The organism is Hydrogenophaga electricum (assembly GCF_030160815.1).
GTDB classification, from domain to species: Bacteria; Pseudomonadota; Gammaproteobacteria; order Burkholderiales; family Burkholderiaceae_C; genus Hydrogenophaga; species Hydrogenophaga electricum.
Genome location: NZ_BSPB01000002.1, coordinates 191,718 through 210,132 on the forward strand (window position 1 = coordinate 191,718; position 18,415 = coordinate 210,132).

At 66.6% G+C, this 18,415-nt stretch carries 21 protein-coding genes; 12 read left to right on the top strand and 9 right to left on the bottom strand.

The features are described 5' to 3' along the window. Window positions 1-317: 317 nt before the first annotated feature. From QQK43_RS02175 to QQK43_RS02200, 6 genes are all read left to right on the top strand, one after another. The gene (locus QQK43_RS02175) at window positions 318-1,157 is read left to right on the top strand and encodes an ABC transporter substrate-binding protein (protein WP_234264912.1); all 840 of its coding nucleotides are present in this window, start codon (window positions 318-320) and stop codon (window positions 1,155-1,157) included. A gap of 12 nt (window positions 1,158-1,169) precedes the next feature. Then, window positions 1,170-1,856, top strand: a complete 687-nt coding sequence (locus tag QQK43_RS02180; RefSeq protein ID WP_234264913.1) for an ABC transporter permease — start codon at window positions 1,170-1,172, stop codon at window positions 1,854-1,856. A gap of 3 nt (window positions 1,857-1,859) precedes the next feature. Then, a complete protein-coding gene (locus QQK43_RS02185) occupies window positions 1,860-2,573 on the top strand; it encodes an ABC transporter permease (protein WP_284306468.1) in 714 nt (237 codons plus the stop codon). A gap of 7 nt (window positions 2,574-2,580) precedes the next feature. Beyond that, window positions 2,581-3,729, top strand: a complete 1,149-nt coding sequence (locus QQK43_RS02190) for a succinylglutamate desuccinylase/aspartoacylase family protein (RefSeq protein ID WP_284306469.1) — start codon at window positions 2,581-2,583, stop codon at window positions 3,727-3,729. 24 nt (window positions 3,730-3,753) lie between these two features. Further along, window positions 3,754-4,569: an ABC transporter ATP-binding protein gene (locus QQK43_RS02195; protein WP_284306470.1), complete on the top strand. Its 816-nt coding sequence runs from the start codon at window positions 3,754-3,756 to the stop codon at window positions 4,567-4,569. 128 nt (window positions 4,570-4,697) lie between these two features. Beyond that, window positions 4,698-5,372 carry an EF-hand domain-containing protein gene (locus QQK43_RS02200; protein ID WP_234264917.1) on the top strand — a complete coding sequence of 225 codons (675 nt, stop codon included), beginning with the start codon at window positions 4,698-4,700 and terminating at the stop codon, window positions 5,370-5,372. A 24-nt stretch (window positions 5,373-5,396) separates the two neighbouring features. On the opposite strand, the gene QQK43_RS02205 is transcribed toward QQK43_RS02200, so the two are convergent. Next, window positions 5,397-6,341 (bottom strand): adenylate/guanylate cyclase domain-containing protein, encoded by a 945-nt coding sequence (locus tag QQK43_RS02205; RefSeq protein ID WP_284306471.1) that lies wholly within the window; start codon window positions 6,339-6,341, stop codon window positions 5,397-5,399. A gap of 397 nt (window positions 6,342-6,738) precedes the next feature. On the opposite strand from QQK43_RS02205, the gene QQK43_RS02210 reads away from it, so the two are divergent. Beyond that, on the top strand, window positions 6,739-7,071 hold the full coding sequence (locus tag QQK43_RS02210) for a hypothetical protein (RefSeq protein WP_234264919.1): 333 nt from the start codon (window positions 6,739-6,741) through the stop codon (window positions 7,069-7,071). Between the two features lie 36 nt (window positions 7,072-7,107). Here QQK43_RS02210 and QQK43_RS02215 read toward each other — a convergent pair whose 3' ends face one another. The 4 genes from QQK43_RS02215 to QQK43_RS02230 form a co-directional block, all read right to left on the bottom strand. After that, entirely contained in the window at window positions 7,108-8,064 is a 957-nt protein-coding gene (locus tag QQK43_RS02215; protein ID WP_234264920.1) for an LD-carboxypeptidase, read from the bottom strand. A 2-nt stretch (window positions 8,065-8,066) separates the two neighbouring features. After that, the gene (gene tadA, locus QQK43_RS02220) at window positions 8,067-9,458 is read right to left on the bottom strand and encodes a tRNA adenosine(34) deaminase TadA (protein WP_370465197.1); all 1,392 of its coding nucleotides are present in this window, start codon (window positions 9,456-9,458) and stop codon (window positions 8,067-8,069) included. 184 nt (window positions 9,459-9,642) lie between these two features. Further along, entirely contained in the window at window positions 9,643-10,278 is a 636-nt protein-coding gene (locus QQK43_RS02225) for a 3-oxoacid CoA-transferase subunit B (RefSeq protein WP_234264921.1), read from the bottom strand. Between the two features lie 10 nt (window positions 10,279-10,288). Then, a complete protein-coding gene (locus QQK43_RS02230) occupies window positions 10,289-10,990 on the bottom strand; it encodes a CoA transferase subunit A (protein ID WP_234264922.1) in 702 nt (233 codons plus the stop codon). 133 nt (window positions 10,991-11,123) lie between these two features. On the opposite strand from QQK43_RS02230, the gene QQK43_RS02235 reads away from it, so the two are divergent. Beyond that, the gene (locus QQK43_RS02235) at window positions 11,124-11,681 is read left to right on the top strand and encodes a LuxR C-terminal-related transcriptional regulator (RefSeq protein WP_284306472.1); all 558 of its coding nucleotides are present in this window, start codon (window positions 11,124-11,126) and stop codon (window positions 11,679-11,681) included. An 18-nt stretch (window positions 11,682-11,699) separates the two neighbouring features. On the opposite strand, the gene QQK43_RS02240 is transcribed toward QQK43_RS02235, so the two are convergent. Further along, the gene (locus tag QQK43_RS02240) at window positions 11,700-12,683 is read right to left on the bottom strand and encodes a Bug family tripartite tricarboxylate transporter substrate binding protein (RefSeq protein WP_284306473.1); all 984 of its coding nucleotides are present in this window, start codon (window positions 12,681-12,683) and stop codon (window positions 11,700-11,702) included. Between the two features lie 45 nt (window positions 12,684-12,728). Continuing rightward, on the bottom strand, window positions 12,729-13,133 hold the full coding sequence (gene pcaC / locus QQK43_RS02245; RefSeq protein WP_284306474.1) for a 4-carboxymuconolactone decarboxylase: 405 nt from the start codon (window positions 13,131-13,133) through the stop codon (window positions 12,729-12,731). A gap of 65 nt (window positions 13,134-13,198) precedes the next feature. Between pcaC and QQK43_RS02250 the strand changes: the two genes are divergently transcribed. Continuing rightward, window positions 13,199-13,792 (top strand): peroxidase-related enzyme, encoded by a 594-nt coding sequence (locus QQK43_RS02250; protein WP_284306475.1) that lies wholly within the window; start codon window positions 13,199-13,201, stop codon window positions 13,790-13,792. Between the two features lie 77 nt (window positions 13,793-13,869). Here the strand turns inward: QQK43_RS02250 and QQK43_RS02255 are convergent, their stop codons facing one another. Then, window positions 13,870-14,451, bottom strand: coding sequence for a superoxide dismutase (locus QQK43_RS02255; protein WP_234264927.1), 582 nt, complete (start codon window positions 14,449-14,451; stop codon window positions 13,870-13,872). A 115-nt stretch (window positions 14,452-14,566) separates the two neighbouring features. Next, entirely contained in the window at window positions 14,567-15,877 is a 1,311-nt protein-coding gene (gene xseA, locus QQK43_RS02260; RefSeq protein WP_370465198.1) for an exodeoxyribonuclease VII large subunit, read from the bottom strand. Window positions 15,878-16,213: 336 nt separating this feature from the next. Between xseA and QQK43_RS02265 the strand changes: the two genes are divergently transcribed. The 3 genes from QQK43_RS02265 to lpxK are packed head-to-tail and all read left to right on the top strand — an operon-like array spanning window position 16,214 to window position 18,370. Further along, a complete protein-coding gene (locus tag QQK43_RS02265; RefSeq protein ID WP_284306477.1) occupies window positions 16,214-16,846 on the top strand; it encodes a MotA/TolQ/ExbB proton channel family protein in 633 nt (210 codons plus the stop codon). 16 nt (window positions 16,847-16,862) lie between these two features. Continuing rightward, window positions 16,863-17,294, top strand: a complete 432-nt coding sequence (locus QQK43_RS02270; RefSeq protein ID WP_284306478.1) for an ExbD/TolR family protein — start codon at window positions 16,863-16,865, stop codon at window positions 17,292-17,294. Window positions 17,295-17,299: 5 nt separating this feature from the next. Continuing rightward, window positions 17,300-18,370 carry a tetraacyldisaccharide 4'-kinase gene (gene lpxK, locus QQK43_RS02275; protein WP_284306479.1) on the top strand — a complete coding sequence of 357 codons (1,071 nt, stop codon included), beginning with the start codon at window positions 17,300-17,302 and terminating at the stop codon, window positions 18,368-18,370. Window positions 18,371-18,415: the final 45 nt, after the last annotated feature.

Below are 18,415 nucleotides of genomic sequence, written 5' to 3' on the forward strand. Positions count from 1 at the left end.
CCAGAGTTGGTCCGAGTGGTGTTTGTCTTAGGAGCATCGAAAAGCAACAGCTTTACTACATAGTTTCACTATGATGTTGCATATGTTGACTAAATAAAGCAACCCCCTTCTATACTACTCTTTAATTCCACAATGTATATTATGTAAAGTATCAAAAGCGGAATCACCAACAGCCAGGCGCAGAACTTGCTGTGAACCCTCTCAGTGGTACGGGCAAACACCAGCCCGACTGGACCGGGAATTGGACTGCCCAGACCTACAATCAAACTCCTTGGCAGGAGTCCAATCCTGTCTCATCTTTTTCATCGAGGAACTTCATGAAGCATCTGATTCTGACCGCGGGCCTGATCGGTACCGTTGCGCTGGTGGGTTGTGGCAAGAAGGAAGAACCGGCGCCGGCCCCTGCCGCCGAACCGGCTGCCGCTGCGGCGCCCGCGGCACCGGCCGAGCTGCCTGAGCTGAAGGTAGCGATCGATCCGACCTACGAGCCCTTCACGTTCAAGACCGCCGATGGCAAGCCGACCGGCTTCGATGTGGACATCGCCGAAGCGCTGTGCAACGAGATCAAGCGCAAATGCGTGTATGTCGAACAGGTCTGGGACAGCATGATCCCGGGTCTGCAGGCCAAGAAGTACGACGCGATCATCAGCTCGATGACGATCAACGAAGAGCGCAAGCAGGTCGTGGACTTCACCGACCGCTACTACAAGACGCCCAGCCGCATCGTGACCAAGGCTGACACCAACTTCACCGACCTGGCATCGCTCAAGGGCAAGAAGATTGGCGTGCTCAAGGGCTCCACCCAGGAAAAGTACGCCATGGCCGAACTCAAGCCGGCCGGCGCCACGGTGACGCCGTACGCCGCGCAGGATCAGGTGTACCTGGACATCAAGTCCGGCCGCCTGGACGGCACCGTGGCCGACGCGGTGGAAGTGACCGCTGGTTTCCTGAGCAAGCCCGAGGGCCAGGGCTATGCCTTCGTCGGCCCCGAAATCAGCGACGCCAAGTACATCGGTGATGGCGTGGGCGTGGCGCTGCGCAAGGAAGACACCGCACTCAAGGACGAGTTGAACGCCGCCATCAAGGCCATCCGTGCCAACGGCGTCTACGACACGGTGGCCAAGAAGTACTTCACCTTCGACGTGTACGGCCAGTAAGGCGTCTGCGGTTTGTCCGGTTACTACGCATCGATCCTGCAGGGCGCCCTCCTCACGGTGGGCGTCTCGCTGGCAGCCCTGGCGGTCTCCATCGTGCTGGGGTTGCTGGGCGCTGCGGCCAAGCTGTCCGGACGGCCGCCGCTGGTGGCCCTGGCCACCGTCTACACCACGCTGATCCGGGGCATTCCCGAGCTCGTGCTGATGCTGCTGATCTTCTACGGCGGCACCATCGGCCTGAACCACCTGCTGACCCTGATGGGCAGCAAGGCCTCGGTGGACATCAACCCCTTTGTGGCGGGGGTGCTCACCATCGGCTTCATCTATGGCGCCTACATGACCGAAACGTTCCGCGGCGCCATCCTCTCGATTCCCAAAGGCCAGGCCGAAGCGGCATGGGCCTTCGGCATGGGCTCCCTGCGCACCTTCCTGCGCATCACGCTGCCCCAGATGGTGCGCTACGCCCTGCCCGGCTTCACCAACAACTGGCTGGTGCTGATCAAGGCCACGGCGCTGGTGAGCCTGATCGGGCTGCAGGACATGACCTATCTGGCGCTGCAGGCGGGTGCCGCGACGCGCGAACCGTTCAACTTCCACCTGTTCACGGCCGCGCTGTTCCTGCTCTACACCTCGCTGTCGCTGTGGGCGTTGCGGGCCCTGAACCGCCGCTACAGCCTCGGCGTCAAGCGCGGGCAGGTCTGATCCATGCGTTGGGACATCATTTTCCAACCGGGCAACCTGGCCCTGTACGGTGATGGTCTGATCACCACGCTCAGCCTGCTGGGCGCTTCGCTGGTGGTCGGCGCTGTGCTGGCTCTGCTGTGCGCGCTGGCGCTGACCAGTTCCATCGCGCCGTTGCGCTGGGTGGCCGGTGCCTACACCTTCGTCATCCGCGGCACGCCGCTGCTGATCCAGCTCTACCTGATCTATTACGGCCTGGGGCAGTTCGAATGGCTGCAGGCGCGCTGGAACGAGGTCTGGCCCTGGATCTATTTCAAGGACGCCTTCTTCTGCGCCCTGCTCGCCTTCAGCCTGAACACCGCCGGCTACACCGCCGAGATGCTGGCCGGCGCGATCCGGGAAACCAGCGCGGGCGAAATCGAAGCCGCCCAGGCCATGGGCATGACCCGCGGCCAGGCCATGCGACGCATCGTGCTGCCCAGCGCCCTGCGCCGCACTCTGCCTGCCTACAGCAACGAGGTGGTCATGATGCTGCACGCGACCAGCCTGGCCAGCGCCGTGCCGGCCATGCTCGACGTCACGTCGGCCGCCAGCCGCATCTATTCCACCTTCTACCTGCCGTTCGAGGCCTACCTGTTCGCGGCCTGCATCTACCTGTTGATCACGTTCTCGCTCGTGGGCCTGTTCCGGCTGGCGGAGCGGCGCTTCCTCGCCCATCTGGCGCCGCGCACCCACTGAGACCCGCATGCAGCGTACCGAACACCCCCTGCTCAGCCCCAGTCTGGGCGTGCAGAAAACCCTGGTGAGCTTCGGCTACGGGCCCGAGGGCGCGTCGCCCAAGGTCTACATCCAGGCCAGCCTGCATGCGGAAGAGCTGCCGGGCATGCTGGTTGCCCACCACCTGCGCGCGCTGCTCGACCAGGCCGAAGCCGACGGACGCCTTCAGGGCCGCGTGGTGCTGGTGCCCGCTGCCAACCCGATCGGGCTGGCCCAGCGCCTGGACCACCATGCGCAGGGCCGCTTCGAGTTCGAATCGTCCGAAAACTTCAACCGCGGCTACCCCGATCTGGCCGAAGCCGTGTGGCCAGCGATCCAGGACCGCCTGGGAGCCGATGCGTCAGCCAATGTGCGCGCGGTGCGTGAAGCGGTCGGGCACTGGCTGAACGCCTGGCAGGCACCGACCGAACTGCAAAGCCTGCGGCGGCAGTTGCTGCTGCTCTCGCACGATGCCGACGTGGTGCTGGACCTGCATTGCGACGCCGAAGCGGTCATGCACCTCTACAGCGAAGCCGCCTGCTGGCCACCTTTGGCCCCGCTGGCCGCCTGGCTCGGTTGCCAGGCCGTGCTGCTGGCCCGCGAGTCGGGCGGTGGTCCGTTCGACGAACGCCTGTCCGGCCTGTGGTGGCGCCTGGCCGAACGCCTGGCCGAGGCCCCAAACCCCGCGCCCCTGCCCCAGGGCTGTGCCAGCGCCACGGTCGAATTGCGGGGCGAAGCCGAGGTGCGGCACGACCTGGCCGCGCAGGACGCCTTGGCCATCGCCCATTACCTGACCCACCTGGGCGTGCTCCGGGCCCCCACGGGGCAAACACGCGCCGAACCGCCGCCGTTGCCCTGCGAGCCCACGCCGCTGGCCGGCTCGCAGACCCTGCGTGCGCCCCTGCCCGGCCTGCTGGTGCCAACCGTTCGCCCCGGCACACGCGTGTCGATCGGTGACGTGGTGGCCGAGGTGATCGACCCCACCGCGCCCGGTGCCTCGCGCGTGCACCCGGTCAAGGCGGGCGTCGACGGTGTGCTCTACGCGGCCGTCAAAGACCGTTATGTGGTCGCCGGCGGTGAAATCGGCAAGATCGCCGGCGCCACCCCTTTCCGTACCGGCGATCTGCTGGGATTCTGAACCTCTGCCCGAGCCTCCGTGCCCATGAACGACGCCGCCCCCACCGACAACGCCTCCGCCAAAGGCGGTCCGTCTGCCGTGCTGCTCGACGTGCAGGACATCCACAAGCGCTTCGGTCCCAACGAAGTGCTCAAAGGCGTGTCGCTGCAGGCGCGCGCTGGCGACGTGATCAGCCTGATCGGCAGCTCCGGCTCGGGCAAGAGCACGCTGCTGCGCTGCATCAACCTGCTCGAAAAACCCAACAGCGGCCGCATCGCGCTGTCGGGCGAGGAGCTGCAGCTCAAGCCGGACCGCCATGGTGAACTGCAGGCGGTGCATGCCGCCCAGTTGCAGCGCCTGCGCACGCGCCTGGCCATGGTGTTCCAGCACTTCAACCTGTGGGCCCACATGACGGTGCTGCAGAACATCATCGAAGCGCCCGTGCACGTGTTGGGCGTGCCCAAGGACCAGGCCGTGGCCACGGCGCGCAAATACCTGGAGCGCGTGGGCCTGCGCGGTGTGGAAGACCGCTATCCGGCCCACATGAGCGGCGGCCAGCAGCAGCGCGTGGCCATTGCGCGTGCGCTGGCGGTGGAGCCGGCGGTGATGCTGTTCGACGAACCCACCAGCGCGCTCGACCCGGAGCTGGTGGGCGAAGTGCTGCGCGTGATGAAGCTGCTGGCCGAAGAAGGCCGCACCATGCTGGTGGTGACCCATGAAATGGGCTTCGCGCGGGAGGTGTCCAACCACGTGATCTTCCTGCACCAGGGGCGCATCGAAGAACAGGGGCAGCCACGCGAAGTGCTGGCGCGCCCACGCAGCGAGCGGCTGGCCCAGTTCCTCTCCGGCAACCTCAAGTGAGCCGCGCCTAAGCACCGAACTGGCGGGTTTGGCGGCCGTTGTTGCGGCGCTTCGCGCCCCGGCTTTTCGTCGACCATTGCCGCGTGGCCCCGCGTTGTGGGGAACCGTTCGACGAAAGGAACCGCCTCATGAGCACAACGAGCAGCAACGCCCAGAACCTCTGGGCCCAGTCCCTGCTGAATCTGGCCCCCAACCTGACCTCGCAACTGCAGGGTAAGGTGATGAAAAAAGCTGATCTGGACGGCAGCGGCGCCATCGACGCCAGCGAATTCCAGGCCGCGCTGGACAAGGTGGCCACCAAGTTCGGTCTGCCCGTTTCCGGCGACGCCAACACCCTTTTTCAGCAGGCGGATACCGATGGCGATGCCCTGCTCTCGGGCGCCGAAATGACGCAGGCCCTGCTGGGCCTGCTCGCCCCCGCGAGCAGCGGGACGCAGGCCTTCGTGCAATCGCGCGGCGACGAGGCCCGTTTTGCCGAACTCGATACCGACGGCGACGGGGTCATCTCCAAGGCCGAATTCGGCATCGGCAACGCGGAAGCCGGCGTGGTCACCACCACCACGACCACCACCGTGACCACGGTACAGTCCACCGCAGACGGCGACACGGCCACGGCCAGCACCGAACCGGGCGCGGTCACATCCCGCCTGCAGGAGCTCGTCGCCGGGCTCGATACCGACAACGATGGCCAGATCAGCGGCCAGGAACTGACGGCCTTCATTGCCCAGCTGTCCAGCCAGCTCGAGCTGGCTTCGCGGCTGTACAACCAGAACCCCAGCGGCAGCGGTAACGCCACGGCGTGACGGCAGCCCTGCAGACGCAGTCGCTCAGGCGTCCAGCGGCCCCCGGCCCAGCACCATCGAACCATCGACCAGGCGGAAACTGATGGTCGGGGTGCTGTAGTCGGTGAATGGCGCCCCCATGGCGATTTCGCCGTCGCTGTGCAACAGGCATTCCTGCCGCCGCAGCGACAGGATGTGGTCGTTGCCCGCAAAGCGCACCCAGGTGCCGTAGCTGGAAATGTCTTCCAGCACATAGTTGCCCGAACGGATGTCGATCGTCGCGTGCATGCGCGAAACACGCGGATCGGCCACCACGAAATCCGCCTCCGGCGCGCGCCCGATGCGCACCGGCAGGTCGGTCAGGTTGAACGACAGACTGGCATCCAGCCAGCCTAGCTCGATCCCCCCGAACACCGACTCACGCTGCTTGGCTACCGCGTGCAGGTCGGCCGGCAGGGTGAGAAATTCGGAACCCATTTCCGTCTGCCATTCCACCCGGAAGACTTCGCAGGGCTCGGCCCGCCCCTTGATGCGCATGGGGCCCAGGCTGCGGCTGCGCACGCCGGAGCGTGCGCCGAGCTTGCGGATCACCGAATCGGTGGCCAGGATCTGTTCAGGGCCGGCCAGGTCGCTCAGGCGGGACGCCACGTTCACCGCGTCGCCGAAACAATCGCCATCGACCACCACAACCTGGCCCCGGGCCAGGCCGATCTGCATCAGCAGCTTGAGCCGATCAGGCCACTGCAGCACGCGCTGCGCGTGTTCCTGCTGGATGCGACTGACGCATTCGATGGCCTGGCGGTTATTGGCAAAGGACATGAGCACGCCGTCACCCAGCATCTTGACCACCTGGCCGCCATGTTCGATGGCCAGGCTGCCCACCCACTGGGTGAGCTTGGTCACCGCCCGGGCCGCGCGATCGTTGCCCAGCGTCTCATAGACCGACACGCTGCCGGTCAGGTCCACAAAAGCGATCGTGAGTTCAGCCATGGGGCGGTGGGTTCCCAACCATTAGATCACGGCCAAGGCCGGTCGCAGCGCCAACGGGAAGCCGCGACAGAAACAGGATATGCGTGTTTTTTTTCACACCGTTTTCAGGCACCCAAGCCTGCGCCCAGCGAAGACGGCCCACTGATCCGCTCCGTCGATCAGGGTTGGGCCAAAGGTTTTACCTGCGAGCCTTCCAGGGGGCGCCGGCCACACAAGCTTCGATCAAAGGTATTCAAAAATTGAAGGCTCCATCTTAAAGAAACCGTGTAACTCGATGATTTGGCTGTTGTTTTTTTATCGGTAGAAGGGCGCTCCCTGTACCGGGACAGCCAGCGTGGGCTTATTCTTTGCTTAACCGGCCTGACAAGAACCTGAGACGTCGTTGAGGCACAGAACCATGCGTTGGACCAAACCCGGTATTCGAAACACCATTTCTGCCCTGCTGGGAGGGGACGAAAGAAAGACTTCGCCCGAAGCCCTGGAGCCCGTGCGGCAAGCCATGCTGAGGGCGCTGGGCGAAGACGGCGCCCAGCTCAACCCGCAGTTGCACCGGCGCCTGCAGTACCTGCACGACGCTCACGCACTTTGGTACGCGCGCGCCGAAATGGTGGCCGTGCTGAGTCGCCTGCACGGCGAGGCGGTTGCGGTCGGCACGGTGCGCCAGCTCACACCCGTGTTCCACGGCCTGATCCCCCGCAGCCTGATCGACGCCTGCCGCCTGCATCGCTGAGGCCGGCGGCATGCCTCACCCGGGTGCCGGGTGCCCTCAGCCCCAGAAGATCAGCGCGTCGCGCCCTTCCACCAGCAGATCCACCGGCTGCCCGACCGGCAGCAGCACCTTGGTGGGCACATGGCCGAACGGCAGGCCCGTGAGCACGGGCACTTTCAGGCGCGAACGCAGCCAGTCCACCACCGTCTGCAACTTGAAGCCACGGTCGTGCGGTACCGGCTTGTAGCGGTTGAAACTGCCGAGCAGCACCGCCTTCTGGCGGCCCAGAATGCCCGCCTCCAGCAACTGGGTCAGTTGCCGTTCGATGCGGTAGGGATGTTCGTTCACGTCCTCCAGAAACAGCACGCCATTGCGCACCGCCGGCAGCCAGGGCGTGCCGACCAGCGAGCACAGCACCGACAGGTTCCCCCCCCAGAGCGTGGCCTTGCGGATGTGCAGGGAAGGCCCCTCTTCCGCGTCGGTCGGGGTGGCGGCCCTGGCGGGAAGGCGACGGGCCAGCGCGGGCAGGTCGCGCACCGGCAGTCGCCAGCCGCTGCCTTCGCCGTGGCCGTCGAGCAGGTCGTCGAAGCAGGCCAGCATGATGTCGTCGGGTGTTTCGGCCCCGAAGTCTTCGCCCAGCGCCGGACCGGCCCAGGTGGTGGTCCCTGTCTTGGCGAGCACGGCGCATTGCAGGGCCGTGAAGTCGCTCAGACCGACGAATTGTGTGCCCTTGTCGACCGCCCGCGCGATCTGGCGGTACGGCAGCGTGGGGAGGATGCGCGTGAGGCCGTAACCCCCGCGCGTGATCAGGGCCACGTCGGCGCCGCTGGCGGCTGCGCGCGTGATCGCCGCGACCCGGGTCTCGTCATCGCCGGCGAAACGCATGTGGCTGCGCAGCGCGTCGGGATCGATCTCGACCTCGTGGCCGAGCCGCTTGAGCAGGGCGACGCCGCGCCGGAAGGCCGCTTTGTCGCGCACGGCGCTGGAAGGGGAATACAGATAGATGTGGCTCATGGTCAGGAAAGGGAAAAAAATTCGATGGCGGCTTGGGCAATGCGTTCCCCGTGCTCCTGCACGAAATGCCCCGCCTCGGGCAGCAGCAGCGGTTCGCCCGCGCCGCGGATTCGGGTGCCCAGGGCGCGCATCACCTGTTCGCCCAGCACCGGATCCTGCTGGCCGATGGCCAGCAAGGTCTGCCCCTGCCAGGTTTCGTGCCAGAACGTGCGGGCGCGGCGCGCGACCGCAGCCCCTTCGTCATCGGGGTGCTCGGGCACCAGCCGGGGAAAAGCGCGCAAGGCGGCGCGGTGCCCGCGGTCGGGAAACGGGGCCATGTAGGCCGCACATTCGGCCGCCGACAGATGGGGATTGCCGCGCGCGAAGAGCCGGGCGACGTCGAAGTCGGGCTTCTGCGCGCACATGTCCCGCCAGGCCAGGAAACCCGGTGACAGCGGTTCGTCCCCGGTGGCCAGCAGGGTGTTCATCGCCAGCAATCCGGCGTAGCGCTCGGGTGCTTCCATGGGCAAGGTCAGCCCCAGGATGCCGCCCCAGTCCTGGACCACCAGCACCACGTGCCGCAGGTCCAGCCGCGCCACCAGTTCCAGAAGCACCTGCCGGTGCCAGCCCACTTGGTGGGCATCCTCGCGCTTGGGCTTGTCGCTCTTGCCGAAGCCGATGAGATCGGGCGCCACCACCCGGTCGCCGGCCGCCAGGAAGCGCGGGATCATCTTGCGGTAGAGATAGCTCCAGGCCGGGTTGCCGTGCAGGCACAGCCAGGTGCGGCGGGCATCGGCCGGCCCCTCATCCAGGTAATGCAGGCGCAGGCCATCCAGCGTGGGCAGGTCGCTCAGGTAGTGCGGGGCCCAGGGGTAATCGGGAAGGTCGGCAAACCGCGCTTCGGGCGTGCGCAGGGCGTCTTCGCGCACCGGCTGGGCCTGCTGGCGCCGCGTTTCGCGTCGCTGGCGGAAAAACGCGCTGAGGGCCAGACCGCATTCGTCGGCCAGCACCCCGCCCTGCACCGCCGTCTGGTGGTTGAGCGCGGGCTGCTCGAACAGGTTGACCACCGAACCGGCGGCGCCGGTTTTGGGGTCGGGCGCCCCGAAAACCACCCGCCGCAGTCGCGCGTGCAGCATGGCGCCGGTGCACATGGCGCAAGGCTCCAGGGTGACAAAGAGCTCGCAATCGTCGAGCCGGTAATTGCCCAGCGCGTGGGCGCCGGCGCGCAAGGCGGTGATTTCGGCATGCGCCGTCGGGTCGGCATCGCCGATCGGCGCATTGCGCCCGGTGGCGATCACCCGCCCCTGCCGCACCAGGACCGCCCCCACGGGCACTTCGCCCGCGCGAGACGCCATCTCGGCCTGTTTCAGGGCCAGGCGCATGAAGTCGGCGTCGGTCATTGCGGGTGGGGTCATGCCCCGACTGTAGCGGCTGCACAGAGGGCCTTCAGCCCCGTCCACGCAAACCCGTCGGGAGGAAGGCCGCACCCGGCGCCAACCCGGTGTTTCAGCAACGATGCATGCCGTGCACCGGGACCGGGAAACGGCCGGCAGCGTGCACCAGGCTGGCACGCCGCCGGCGGGGCAAAGCCCGCTCAGCTCAGATCAGCGGCACGCCGGTCTTGCTCTGGATTTCCTCGCGGGTCACGCCGTCGGCCAGTTCCACCAGCTTCAGGCCTTCGGGCGTCACGTCCATCACGCCCAGGTCGGTGATGATGCGGTCGACCACGCCCTTGCCGGTGAGCGGCAGCGTGCATTCGGGCAGGATCTTCATGTCCGTCGTGCCGTCCTTCTTCTTGGCCACGTGCTCCATCAGCACGATCACGCGCTTGACGCCGGCCACCAAGTCCATGGCACCGCCCATGCCCTTGACCATCTTGCCGGGGATCATCCAGTTGGCCAGGTCGCCGCTGGCCGTGACCTGCATGGCGCCCAGAATGGACAGGTTGATCTTGCCGCCGCGGATCATGGCGAACGACTGGTCGGAGCCGAAGATGGACGAGCCCTTGAGCGTGGTCACCGTCTGCTTGCCGGCGTTGATCAGATCGGGGTTGACCTCGTCGTCGTACGGGAACGGGCCGATGCCCAGCATGCCGTTTTCGGATTGCAGCCACACCTCCTTGTCGCCGGTGTGGTTGGCCACCAGCGTCGGGATGCCGATGCCGAGGTTCACGTAGAAGCCGTCTTCCAGCTCTTGGGCCGCGCGCGCGGCCATCTGGTCTTGGGTCCAGGGCATGGTGTTCTCCTTACGTGCGTTCGCGGGTGGTGCGCTTTTCGATGCGCTTTTCGGGGCTCGGGTTGTGCACGATGCGGTGCACATAGATACCCGGCAGGTGGATGTCGTCGGGGGCGATCTCGCCCACTTCCACGATGCGCTCCACCTCCACGATGCAGACCTTGCCTGCGGTGGCGGCGGCCGGGTTGAAGTTGCGCGCCGTCAGGTTGAAGCGCAGGTTGCCGCTCTTGTCGGCCACGTCGGCCTTGACCAGCGCCACCTCGGGCACCAGCGAGCGTTCCATCACGTAGGTCTCGCCGTCGAATTCGCGCAGTTCCTTGCCCTCGGCCACCAGGGTGCCGACACCGGTCTTGGTGAAGAAGGCGGGAATGCCGGCGCCGCCAGCGCGCAGCTTTTCGGCCAGCGTGCCCTGGGGCGTGAATTCCAATTCCAGTTCGCCGGCCAGGTATTGGCGCTCGAACTCCTTGTTCTCGCCGACGTAGCTGGCGATCATCTTCTTGATCTGGCGGGTTTCCAGCAGCTTGCCCAGGCCGAAACCGTCGACGCCGGCGTTGTTGGAAATCACGGTCAGGTTCTGGACGCCAGCATCCTTGAGGGCGTCGATCAGGGCTTCGGGAATGCCGCACAGGCCGAAACCGCCCACGGCGATGAGCTGGCCGTCGGCCACGACGCCCTGGAGGGCATCGGCCGCGCTGGGATAGATCTTGTTCACTTCGTCGGGCTCCAGTGAGGGTGAGGGATCAACAAGGTCTGCAACGATACTACGTAACTACGTACGTAGTATTTCGTAAAGGAAAACACGCCCTGCCCGGCGATCTGTCCGGGGCCGGGAACGGGCACCGATCATGGAAAGCATCGACTACCGCCTCGCTTTCGAGCAGGCTCCGGTGGGCCTGGCGCTGTCGCGCCAGCGCACCATTCTCAACTGCAACCAGGCGCTGTGCGAGATGTTCGGCGTCACGCGCGACCAGCTCGTGGGCCAGAGCTTCCTGATCCTGTACCCGAGCGTGAGCGAATACGAACGCACGGGCACGCGCATCGCGCATTCGCTCAACAGCAACGGCACCTACGCCGATGACCGGATCATGAAGCGCGTGGACGGGCGCTTCAAGGGCGAGACCTTCTGGTGCCACGTGACCGGCCGCGCTCTGCGGCCGGAGGCGCCGCACGAAGCCGGCATCTGGTGCTTCGAAGACCTGAGTGCGCGGCGCACCGTCAGGGCCGAACTGACCGGGCGCGAGCGCGAGGTGGCCGCCTTCCTGATGAAGGGCCTGACCAGCAAGGAGATCGGCCGGCAGTTGGGCATCAGCCACCGCACCGTGGAGATTTACCGGGCGCGGCTGATGCGCAAGTACCAGGCGCACAGCACGGCCGACCTGGTGCACCGCCTGCTCGAAGGCTGAGCCCAGCCCGGCGCCGGCTCACTGCGGCTGGTAGCCGCTGTCCTTGATGATCTTCGCCCAGACCTCGCGGTAAGCGACTTCGCGCTTGCCCAGCTCGGCGCCGCTCATGTAGCCGACGGTCAGGCCCATGGTGTTCAGCTTGTCCTTGACGTCGGTCTGCGCAATCACCTTCTGTACCGCGGCACCCAGCTTGTCGAGCGCCGCCCTGGGCGTGCCCGCTGGTGCAAAAAGGCCGTAGTACGGCACTTCCTCAAAGCCCTTGATGCCGACTTCGGTGAAGGTCGGCACATCGGGCAGCGCAGCCTGGCGCTGCGTGCCCATGACGGCCACCACGCGCAGCTTGCCGGCCTTGTGGTTCTCGATGAAGTCGGGCACCGAGCCGACGCCGGCCGGGATCTGGTTGCCCAGCATGTCGCCCATCATCGGCGCGCTGCCCCGGTACGGCGCTGCCACCAGGTCCAGACCGAACTGCTTGCCGATCACCTGGACCGCAAACTGCGGCGTCGAGGCCGGGGCCGGAATGCCGACGCTGGCCTTGCCACCAGCGGCCTTGACGCTGTCGACCCAGCCCTTGAAGTCCTTGGCGGGCGTGCCCCCCGACAGCGCCACCGCATTCACGAAGGTGGCAAAACCGGCCACGGGCACGAAGTCCTTGCCCGGATCGAAGCCCGGGTTCTTCATGGTCAGCGGCAGGATGGAAACGCTGTGGTCGTGGCTCAGAAACAGCGTGTGGCCGTCGGGCTGGGCGGCCTTGAGCGCCTGGGCCGCGATCTGGCCGCCGGCACCGGCCTTGTTTTCGACCACCACGCTGTGGCCCAGCTCGGCCTGCAGGCGTTCGGCCAGGATGCGGGCGATGGCATCGGTGCCGCCACCGGCCGGGAAGCCGACCAGGATGCGGGTGGTGGTGTTCTGGGCCTGGACCGGGGTCAGGCCGGCCACCGCGCTCAGGGCGAGCGCGGCCTGCAGCGAACGGATCAGAACGGAACGGCGAAGAAGGGACATGGAAGCTCCTGAATGAAAGAAGAGAAAAGGTATTTGGGATCCGGGTCAGGACGCCGCGCCGGCGGGCGGCGGCGCATCGACCACCTCGGCCGCAGTGCGGAAGGCGTCGACCGAGGCCGGCACACCGCAATAGATGGCCGCGTGCAGAAGCACTTCCTGCAGTTCGTCGACGGTGACACCGTTGTTCAGCGCCCCCCGCACATGGCCCTTGAGCTCGTGTTGCTTGCCCAGCGCTGTCAGCATGGCCACGGTGATCAGGCTGCGGGTCTTGCGGTCCAGGCCGGGCCGTTGCCACACATCGCCCCAGGCGGCGCGCGAAATGTGGTCCTGGATCGGCTGCGTGAAAGCGGTGGCCCCGGCCAGTGCCCGGTCGACATAGGCATCGCCCATGACTGCCCGGCGGGTGGCCAGGCCTTTCAGATAGGTTTCGTCCTGCAAACTGTGCTCCATGTGTCAGAGATCGATCAGCGCGAGAGGATAAGCTGACGCCAGCACACCCCGACAGGAGACAAACCATGAGTGAACCAGCGCGTTACCCCCTGCCCGATCTGAACGATCTGCCCGACGATCTCAAGACCCAGATTCTGGAGGTTCAGGCGAAAGCAGGGTTCGTGCCCAACGTGTTTCTGGCCCTGGCCCGCCGCCCGGCTGAGTGGCGGGCGTTCTTTGCCTACCACGACGCCTTGATGATGCCCGAATCGGTGGGCCGCACGTCCAGCCTGAGCAAAGGGGATCGCGAAATGATCGTGACCACCACCAGCGCGGCCAACCAGTGCCTGTACTGCGTGGTGGCCCACGGCGCCCTGCTGCGCATCTACGAGAAAAAGCCGCTGGTGGCCGATCAGGTCGCGGTCAACCACCGCAAGGCCGACATCAGTGCGCGCCAGCGCGCCATGCTCGACTTCGCCATGACGGTCTGCGAGCAGTCGCATGCCATCGAGGAGGCGGACTTCCAGGCCCTGCACGCACACGGCTTCAGCGACGAGGACGCCTGGGACATCGCCGCCATCACGGCCTTCTTCGGCCTGTCCAACCGCATGGCCAGCTTCAGCGGCATGATGCCCAACCCCGAGTTCTACCTGATGGGCCGGGTACCGAAAGCCCGATAACCGCTGCGGTCCCCATGAAAAAGGGCAGGCCTTTCGGCCTGCCCTTTTTGCACTCGGGAGCGGGAGTGAACTGGTGCTCAGCCGAAGTTCTTTTCGGCGAACGACCAGTTGACCAGCTTGTCCAGGAAGGTTTCCACGAACTTGGGACGCAGGTTGCGGTAGTCGATGTAGTAGGCGTGTTCCCACACGTCCACGGTCAGCAGCGCGGTGTCGGCGGTGGTCAGCGGGGTGCCGGCGGCACCGGTGTTGACGATGTCGACCGAACCGTCGGCCTTCTTGACCAGCCAGGTCCAGCCCGAACCGAAGTTGCCCACGGCCGACTTCACGAAGGCTTCCTTGAAAGCGGCGTAGCTGCCCCACTTGGCGTTGATGGCTGCGGCCAGGGCGCCGGTGGGCTCACCGCCGCCGTTGGGCTTCATGCAGTTCCAGAAGAAGGTGTGGTTCCAGATCTGGGCCGCGTTGTTGTAGATGCCGCCGCTGGAGGTCTTGACGATCTCTTCCAGGGTCTTGCTTTCGAACTCGGTGCCCTTTTGCAGGTTGTTGAGGTTCACCACATAGGCGTTGTGGTGCTTGCCGTGGTGGTATTCCAGGGTCTCGCGGCTGTAGTGGGGTGCCAGGTCGTCCAGGCCGTAAGGCAGCGGGGGCAAGGTGTGTTCCATGTGGGTTCCTCTTGTCGTGATCGATGGTGGGTGAATTCCTGTGGCACCGGGCGGTGGCTCGCGGCTGGGCCCGACGTGAGGCGCATTGTAGGGAAGCACGAGGCACCTGGACGGATCAGGGTTTCTCCGGTCGCACGCCCTGCACGGCCAACGCCAGTGCGCCGTCGGCCAGCGTGGCGGTGAGTGCCTGGCCGGTATGGACCTGCGCCACCTGGGTCACGGTCGCGCCGGTGCCGTCGGTCAGGTAGGCATAGCCGCGTTCCAGCACCAGGCGCGGATCGAGGTGCCCCAGCGCCACCTCCAGGCGCTGCAGGCGCGAACGGGCGCTCTCGCGCGAGCGGGCCCAGGCGGCCGGCAAAGCCACCGACAGCCGCTGCAGGCTGGCGCTCTGGCGCTGGTACTGCTGCTGCACGCCCCGCGCCAGCCGGTGCTCCAGCACCGTCAGTTGCTCCCGGTGTTCGTGCAGCCGCGCCGAGGGGCGTCCGAGCCGCTGGGCGAGGCGGTCCAGCCGTTGTGCACGCTGGTCAATCTGCCGGTAGAGCCGATCCTGCAGCGCTTCATGCAGGTATTCGAGCTCGCCCAGCCGCACCGAGCGCTCGGGCGCGCAAAGTTCGGCCGCTGCGGTGGGCGTGGGCGCCCGCAGGTCGGCCACGAAATCGGCGAGGGTGAAATCGGTTTCGTGCCCCACCCCGCTGATCACGGGCATGGGCGCTTCGGCAACGGTGCGCACCACGGCTTCGTCGTTGAACGACCAGAGGTCCTCCAGGGAACCACCACCGCGCACCAGTAGCAGCACCTCGCTCTCGCCGGTGTCGGCATGGCGCCGGTACGCGGTACGCAGCGCGGCGCAGATCTCGGCCGGCGCCTGTGCACCTTGGACCGACGCCGGGTAGATCACGACGGGCAGGTGCGGCACGCGCCGCCGCAGGGCCGTGACCACGTCGCGCAGGGCGGCAGCGCCCAGCGAAGTCACCACACCGATGCTGCGTGGCTGGGCCGGCAGCGGCCTTTTGCGGTCGGCGTCGAACAGGCCGTCGGCTTCCAGCCGGGCCTTCAGCCGCAGGAACTGCTCGAACAGGTTGCCCTGCCCCGCAGGCACCAGGCGCTCGACGATGAGCTGCAAGTCGCCGCGGGGGCCATACACGTCCAGCTTGCCATGGGCTTCCACGCGCTGGCCATCGGCCGGGGCGAAGCGCAGCGCATCGGCGGCGCGGCGGAACATGGCGCAACGCAACTGACCGCTGTCATCTTTGAGCTGGAAGTAACAATGCCCGCTGGCCGCGCGCGAGAACCCCGAAATCTCGCCGCGCACCGCCACCGGATTGAACCGCGCCGCCAGTGTGTCAGCGATGGCGCGCATCAGCGGCCCAACGCCCCACACAGGCCGCGCCGTTGCTTCAGCAGATGCCTGAAACGCTTCAGACACAGGCTTCTCCGGCACAAATGTGTCCACAAGCCGCGCCGTTGCTGGCGACGGCCCGCTCGTGCACCCTCCGCCGAGGGATTGGCAGACAGTTCGTTGATTCCAAAGCGTTTTGCACTGCTGTTTTTCTCATCGACGCAAGGAAAGGCCCGTATCTGCTGGCACTGGCAACGGGTGAGCCCAGGTTCTTCACAAAGTTATCCACAGAAAATGTGCATGAAGCGGCCTGCGGGCGGCAAGCTTCGGCAGCGAGGGCGCCAGAGGTGGCGCGGGCACTGGGCGATAATCGCCTGCGAACTTTTTGCCGCCTTGCGGCGCCGCCTGTCAGGAGCCCCTGTCTTGCTGTCCATCATACAAGCCGCTGGTTGGCCGATCTGGCCGTTGATTGCCTGCTCCATCCTCGGTCTGGCCCTCGTGATCGAGCGCTTCCTGAGCCTCAAGACGGCCAAGGTCGTGCCCGTCCCGCTGCTCGATGAAGCCATCATGGTGTCGCGCTCGGGTGTCCCCAGCGCCGAAGTGGTGTCGCAGCTCGAACAGAACTCCCTGCTGGGCGAAGTGCTGGCCAGCGGCTTCCGGGCCTTGCTGAACAACCCACGCGCCACCGAGGACGAACTGCGCTCCGGCCTCGAAGGTGCCGGTCGGCTTGCCGCCGCCAAGCTGCAGCGCTACCTGGGTGCGCTGGCGACCATCGCCTCGGCAGCGCCCCTGCTGGGCCTGCTGGGCACCGTGATCGGGATGATCGAGATTTTCGGCTCGCAAGGCGGTGATGGCGGCATGACCGGCGGCGGCAATCCGGCGCAACTGGCGCACGGCATTTCCATCGCGCTGTACAACACGGCCTTCGGGCTGATCGTGGCGATTCCCGCGCTGATCTTCTGGCGTTACTTCCGTGCCCGGGTCGACGGCTACCTGCTGTCGATGGAGGTGGCGTCGGAGCGTTTCGTGCGCCACCTGCTGACGCTGCGCAAGTAAGGAAGGCCGGCGAAGCATGAACTTCCGTCCCGGTTCGCGCGATGAACCCGAGATCAACCTGATCCCGTTCATCGACATCCTGCTGGTGGTGCTCATCTTCCTGATGCTCACCACCACCTATTCCAAGTTCACCGAACTGCAGGTGAATCTGCCGGTGGCCGACGCCCAGGCGCAGCGCGAATACCCCAAGGAAGTGATCGTGACCATCAGCAGCGATGGCCGGTATGCGATCAACCGCCAGGCGGTCGACGGCGGCGATGTGGCGCAGCTCACGCGCAGCCTGCTGCAGGCGGCCCGGGATCAGCGCGATATCGTGGTGATCATCAGTGCCGACGCCGCCGCCACGCACCAGTCGGTGGTCAACGTGATGGACGCAGCCCGGCGCGCGGGTCTGGTGCAGATCACCTTCGCGACCCAGCAATCCGGCGACGGTCGCCAGCGACGCTGATTCCCATGGCCGACGCCGACTCCCGGGCGCGGCGGCAGGCCGAATGGCTGGCCATGGCCAGCCGGCGCGGCGCCCAGGCACGCGCGCTGTGGCCGCTGTCGCTGCTCTACCGCGCTCTGGTGGCCTTGCGGCGGCAGGCCTATGTGGCCGGCTGGTCCCGCGTCCAGCGCCTGCCCGTGCCGGTCATCGTGGTCGGCAACGTGGTCGTCGGTGGCGCCGGCAAGACCCCCACCACCATCGCCCTGGTGCAGGCGTTGAAAGCCCGTGGCTGGCGCCCCGGCGTCGTCTCGCGCGGCCACGGCCGGACCGGCACCGAGGTCAGCGCGGTCGGGCCGGCAGCGTCTGCGGAACAGGTGGGCGACGAGCCGCTGCTGATCCGATCGGCCACGGAGGTACCGGTATGGGTCGGTCGCCAGCGCGCAGACGCTGGCCGCGCCCTGCTGGCCGCGCACCCCGACGTGAACGTGATCGTCTGCGACGACGGCCTGCAGCACTGGTCGCTGGGCCGCGATCTCGCCTTGGCCGTGTTCGACGACCGGGGCATCGGCAACGGCTGGCTGCTGCCGGCGGGCCTTTTGCGCGAACCCTGGCCACCGCGTGCCGGTATGGCTTTTGCGCCTGACGTCGTTTTGCACACCGGGTTGAACGCACCACCTTTGGCAGCCGGTCAGGTGGTGTTTTCCCTGCAGCGTGGCCTGATCAGCGAGGCGCGCAATGAGCAGGGCACGCACATGCCCTTGGCCCGGCTGCGTGATCGCCCGCTGGTGGCGCTCGCGGGCATCGCCCGCCCGGGTGTGTTCTTCCAGGCCTTGATTGCCGAAGGGCTGACCCTTTCTCAACAGATCGCCCTGCCCGACCACGCCGGCCCCGACGCCTACGCGCGGCTGGTGCAGTCCCACCCCGATGCCGAACTCATCTGCACCGAGAAGGATGCGGTCAAACTGTTTCCCCTGCTGGCTGGCCGCACCGGCACACTGCGTGCCTGGACCGTGCCCCTGGCCGTGACGCTGCCGCCAGCGCTGATCGATCACGTGGCTGCGCGGCTGCGCCAGACCGCGGCCCGCCAACCCGCCTGACCGACCGAGACCCTGCGCCCCCCGCGGCACTCACTATCATTGCGC

Excerpts from the sequence above, each read along its gene's own strand:
- QQK43_RS02190 (WP_284306469.1), top strand. The coding sequence starts at position 2,581 with ATGCAGCGTACCGAACACCCCCTGCTCAGCCCCAGTCTGGGCGTGCAG.
- QQK43_RS02215 (WP_234264920.1), bottom strand. The coding sequence starts at position 8,064 with ATGAGCCACATCTATCTGTATTCCCCTTCCAGCGCCGTGCGCGACAAA.
- QQK43_RS02250 (WP_284306475.1), top strand. The coding sequence starts at position 13,199 with ATGAGTGAACCAGCGCGTTACCCCCTGCCCGATCTGAACGATCTGCCC.
- lpxK (WP_284306479.1), top strand. The coding sequence starts at position 17,300 with ATGGCCGACGCCGACTCCCGGGCGCGGCGGCAGGCCGAATGGCTGGCC.
- QQK43_RS02175 (WP_234264912.1), top strand. The coding sequence starts at position 318 with ATGAAGCATCTGATTCTGACCGCGGGCCTGATCGGTACCGTTGCGCTG.
- QQK43_RS02235 (WP_284306472.1), top strand. The coding sequence starts at position 11,124 with ATGGAAAGCATCGACTACCGCCTCGCTTTCGAGCAGGCTCCGGTGGGC.
- tadA (WP_370465197.1), bottom strand. The coding sequence starts at position 9,458 with ATGACCCCACCCGCAATGACCGACGCCGACTTCATGCGCCTGGCCCTG.
- QQK43_RS02200 (WP_234264917.1), top strand. The coding sequence starts at position 4,698 with ATGAGCACAACGAGCAGCAACGCCCAGAACCTCTGGGCCCAGTCCCTG.
- QQK43_RS02255 (WP_234264927.1), bottom strand. The coding sequence starts at position 14,451 with ATGGAACACACCTTGCCCCCGCTGCCTTACGGCCTGGACGACCTGGCA.
- QQK43_RS02210 (WP_234264919.1), top strand. The coding sequence starts at position 6,739 with ATGCGTTGGACCAAACCCGGTATTCGAAACACCATTTCTGCCCTGCTG.
- QQK43_RS02225 (WP_234264921.1), bottom strand. The coding sequence starts at position 10,278 with ATGCCCTGGACCCAAGACCAGATGGCCGCGCGCGCGGCCCAAGAGCTG.
- QQK43_RS02270 (WP_284306478.1), top strand. The coding sequence starts at position 16,863 with ATGAACTTCCGTCCCGGTTCGCGCGATGAACCCGAGATCAACCTGATC.
- QQK43_RS02195 (WP_284306470.1), top strand. The coding sequence starts at position 3,754 with ATGAACGACGCCGCCCCCACCGACAACGCCTCCGCCAAAGGCGGTCCG.
- QQK43_RS02205 (WP_284306471.1), bottom strand. The coding sequence starts at position 6,341 with ATGGCTGAACTCACGATCGCTTTTGTGGACCTGACCGGCAGCGTGTCG.
- QQK43_RS02185 (WP_284306468.1), top strand. The coding sequence starts at position 1,860 with ATGCGTTGGGACATCATTTTCCAACCGGGCAACCTGGCCCTGTACGGT.
- QQK43_RS02240 (WP_284306473.1), bottom strand. The coding sequence starts at position 12,683 with ATGTCCCTTCTTCGCCGTTCCGTTCTGATCCGTTCGCTGCAGGCCGCG.
- pcaC (WP_284306474.1), bottom strand. The coding sequence starts at position 13,133 with ATGGAGCACAGTTTGCAGGACGAAACCTATCTGAAAGGCCTGGCCACC.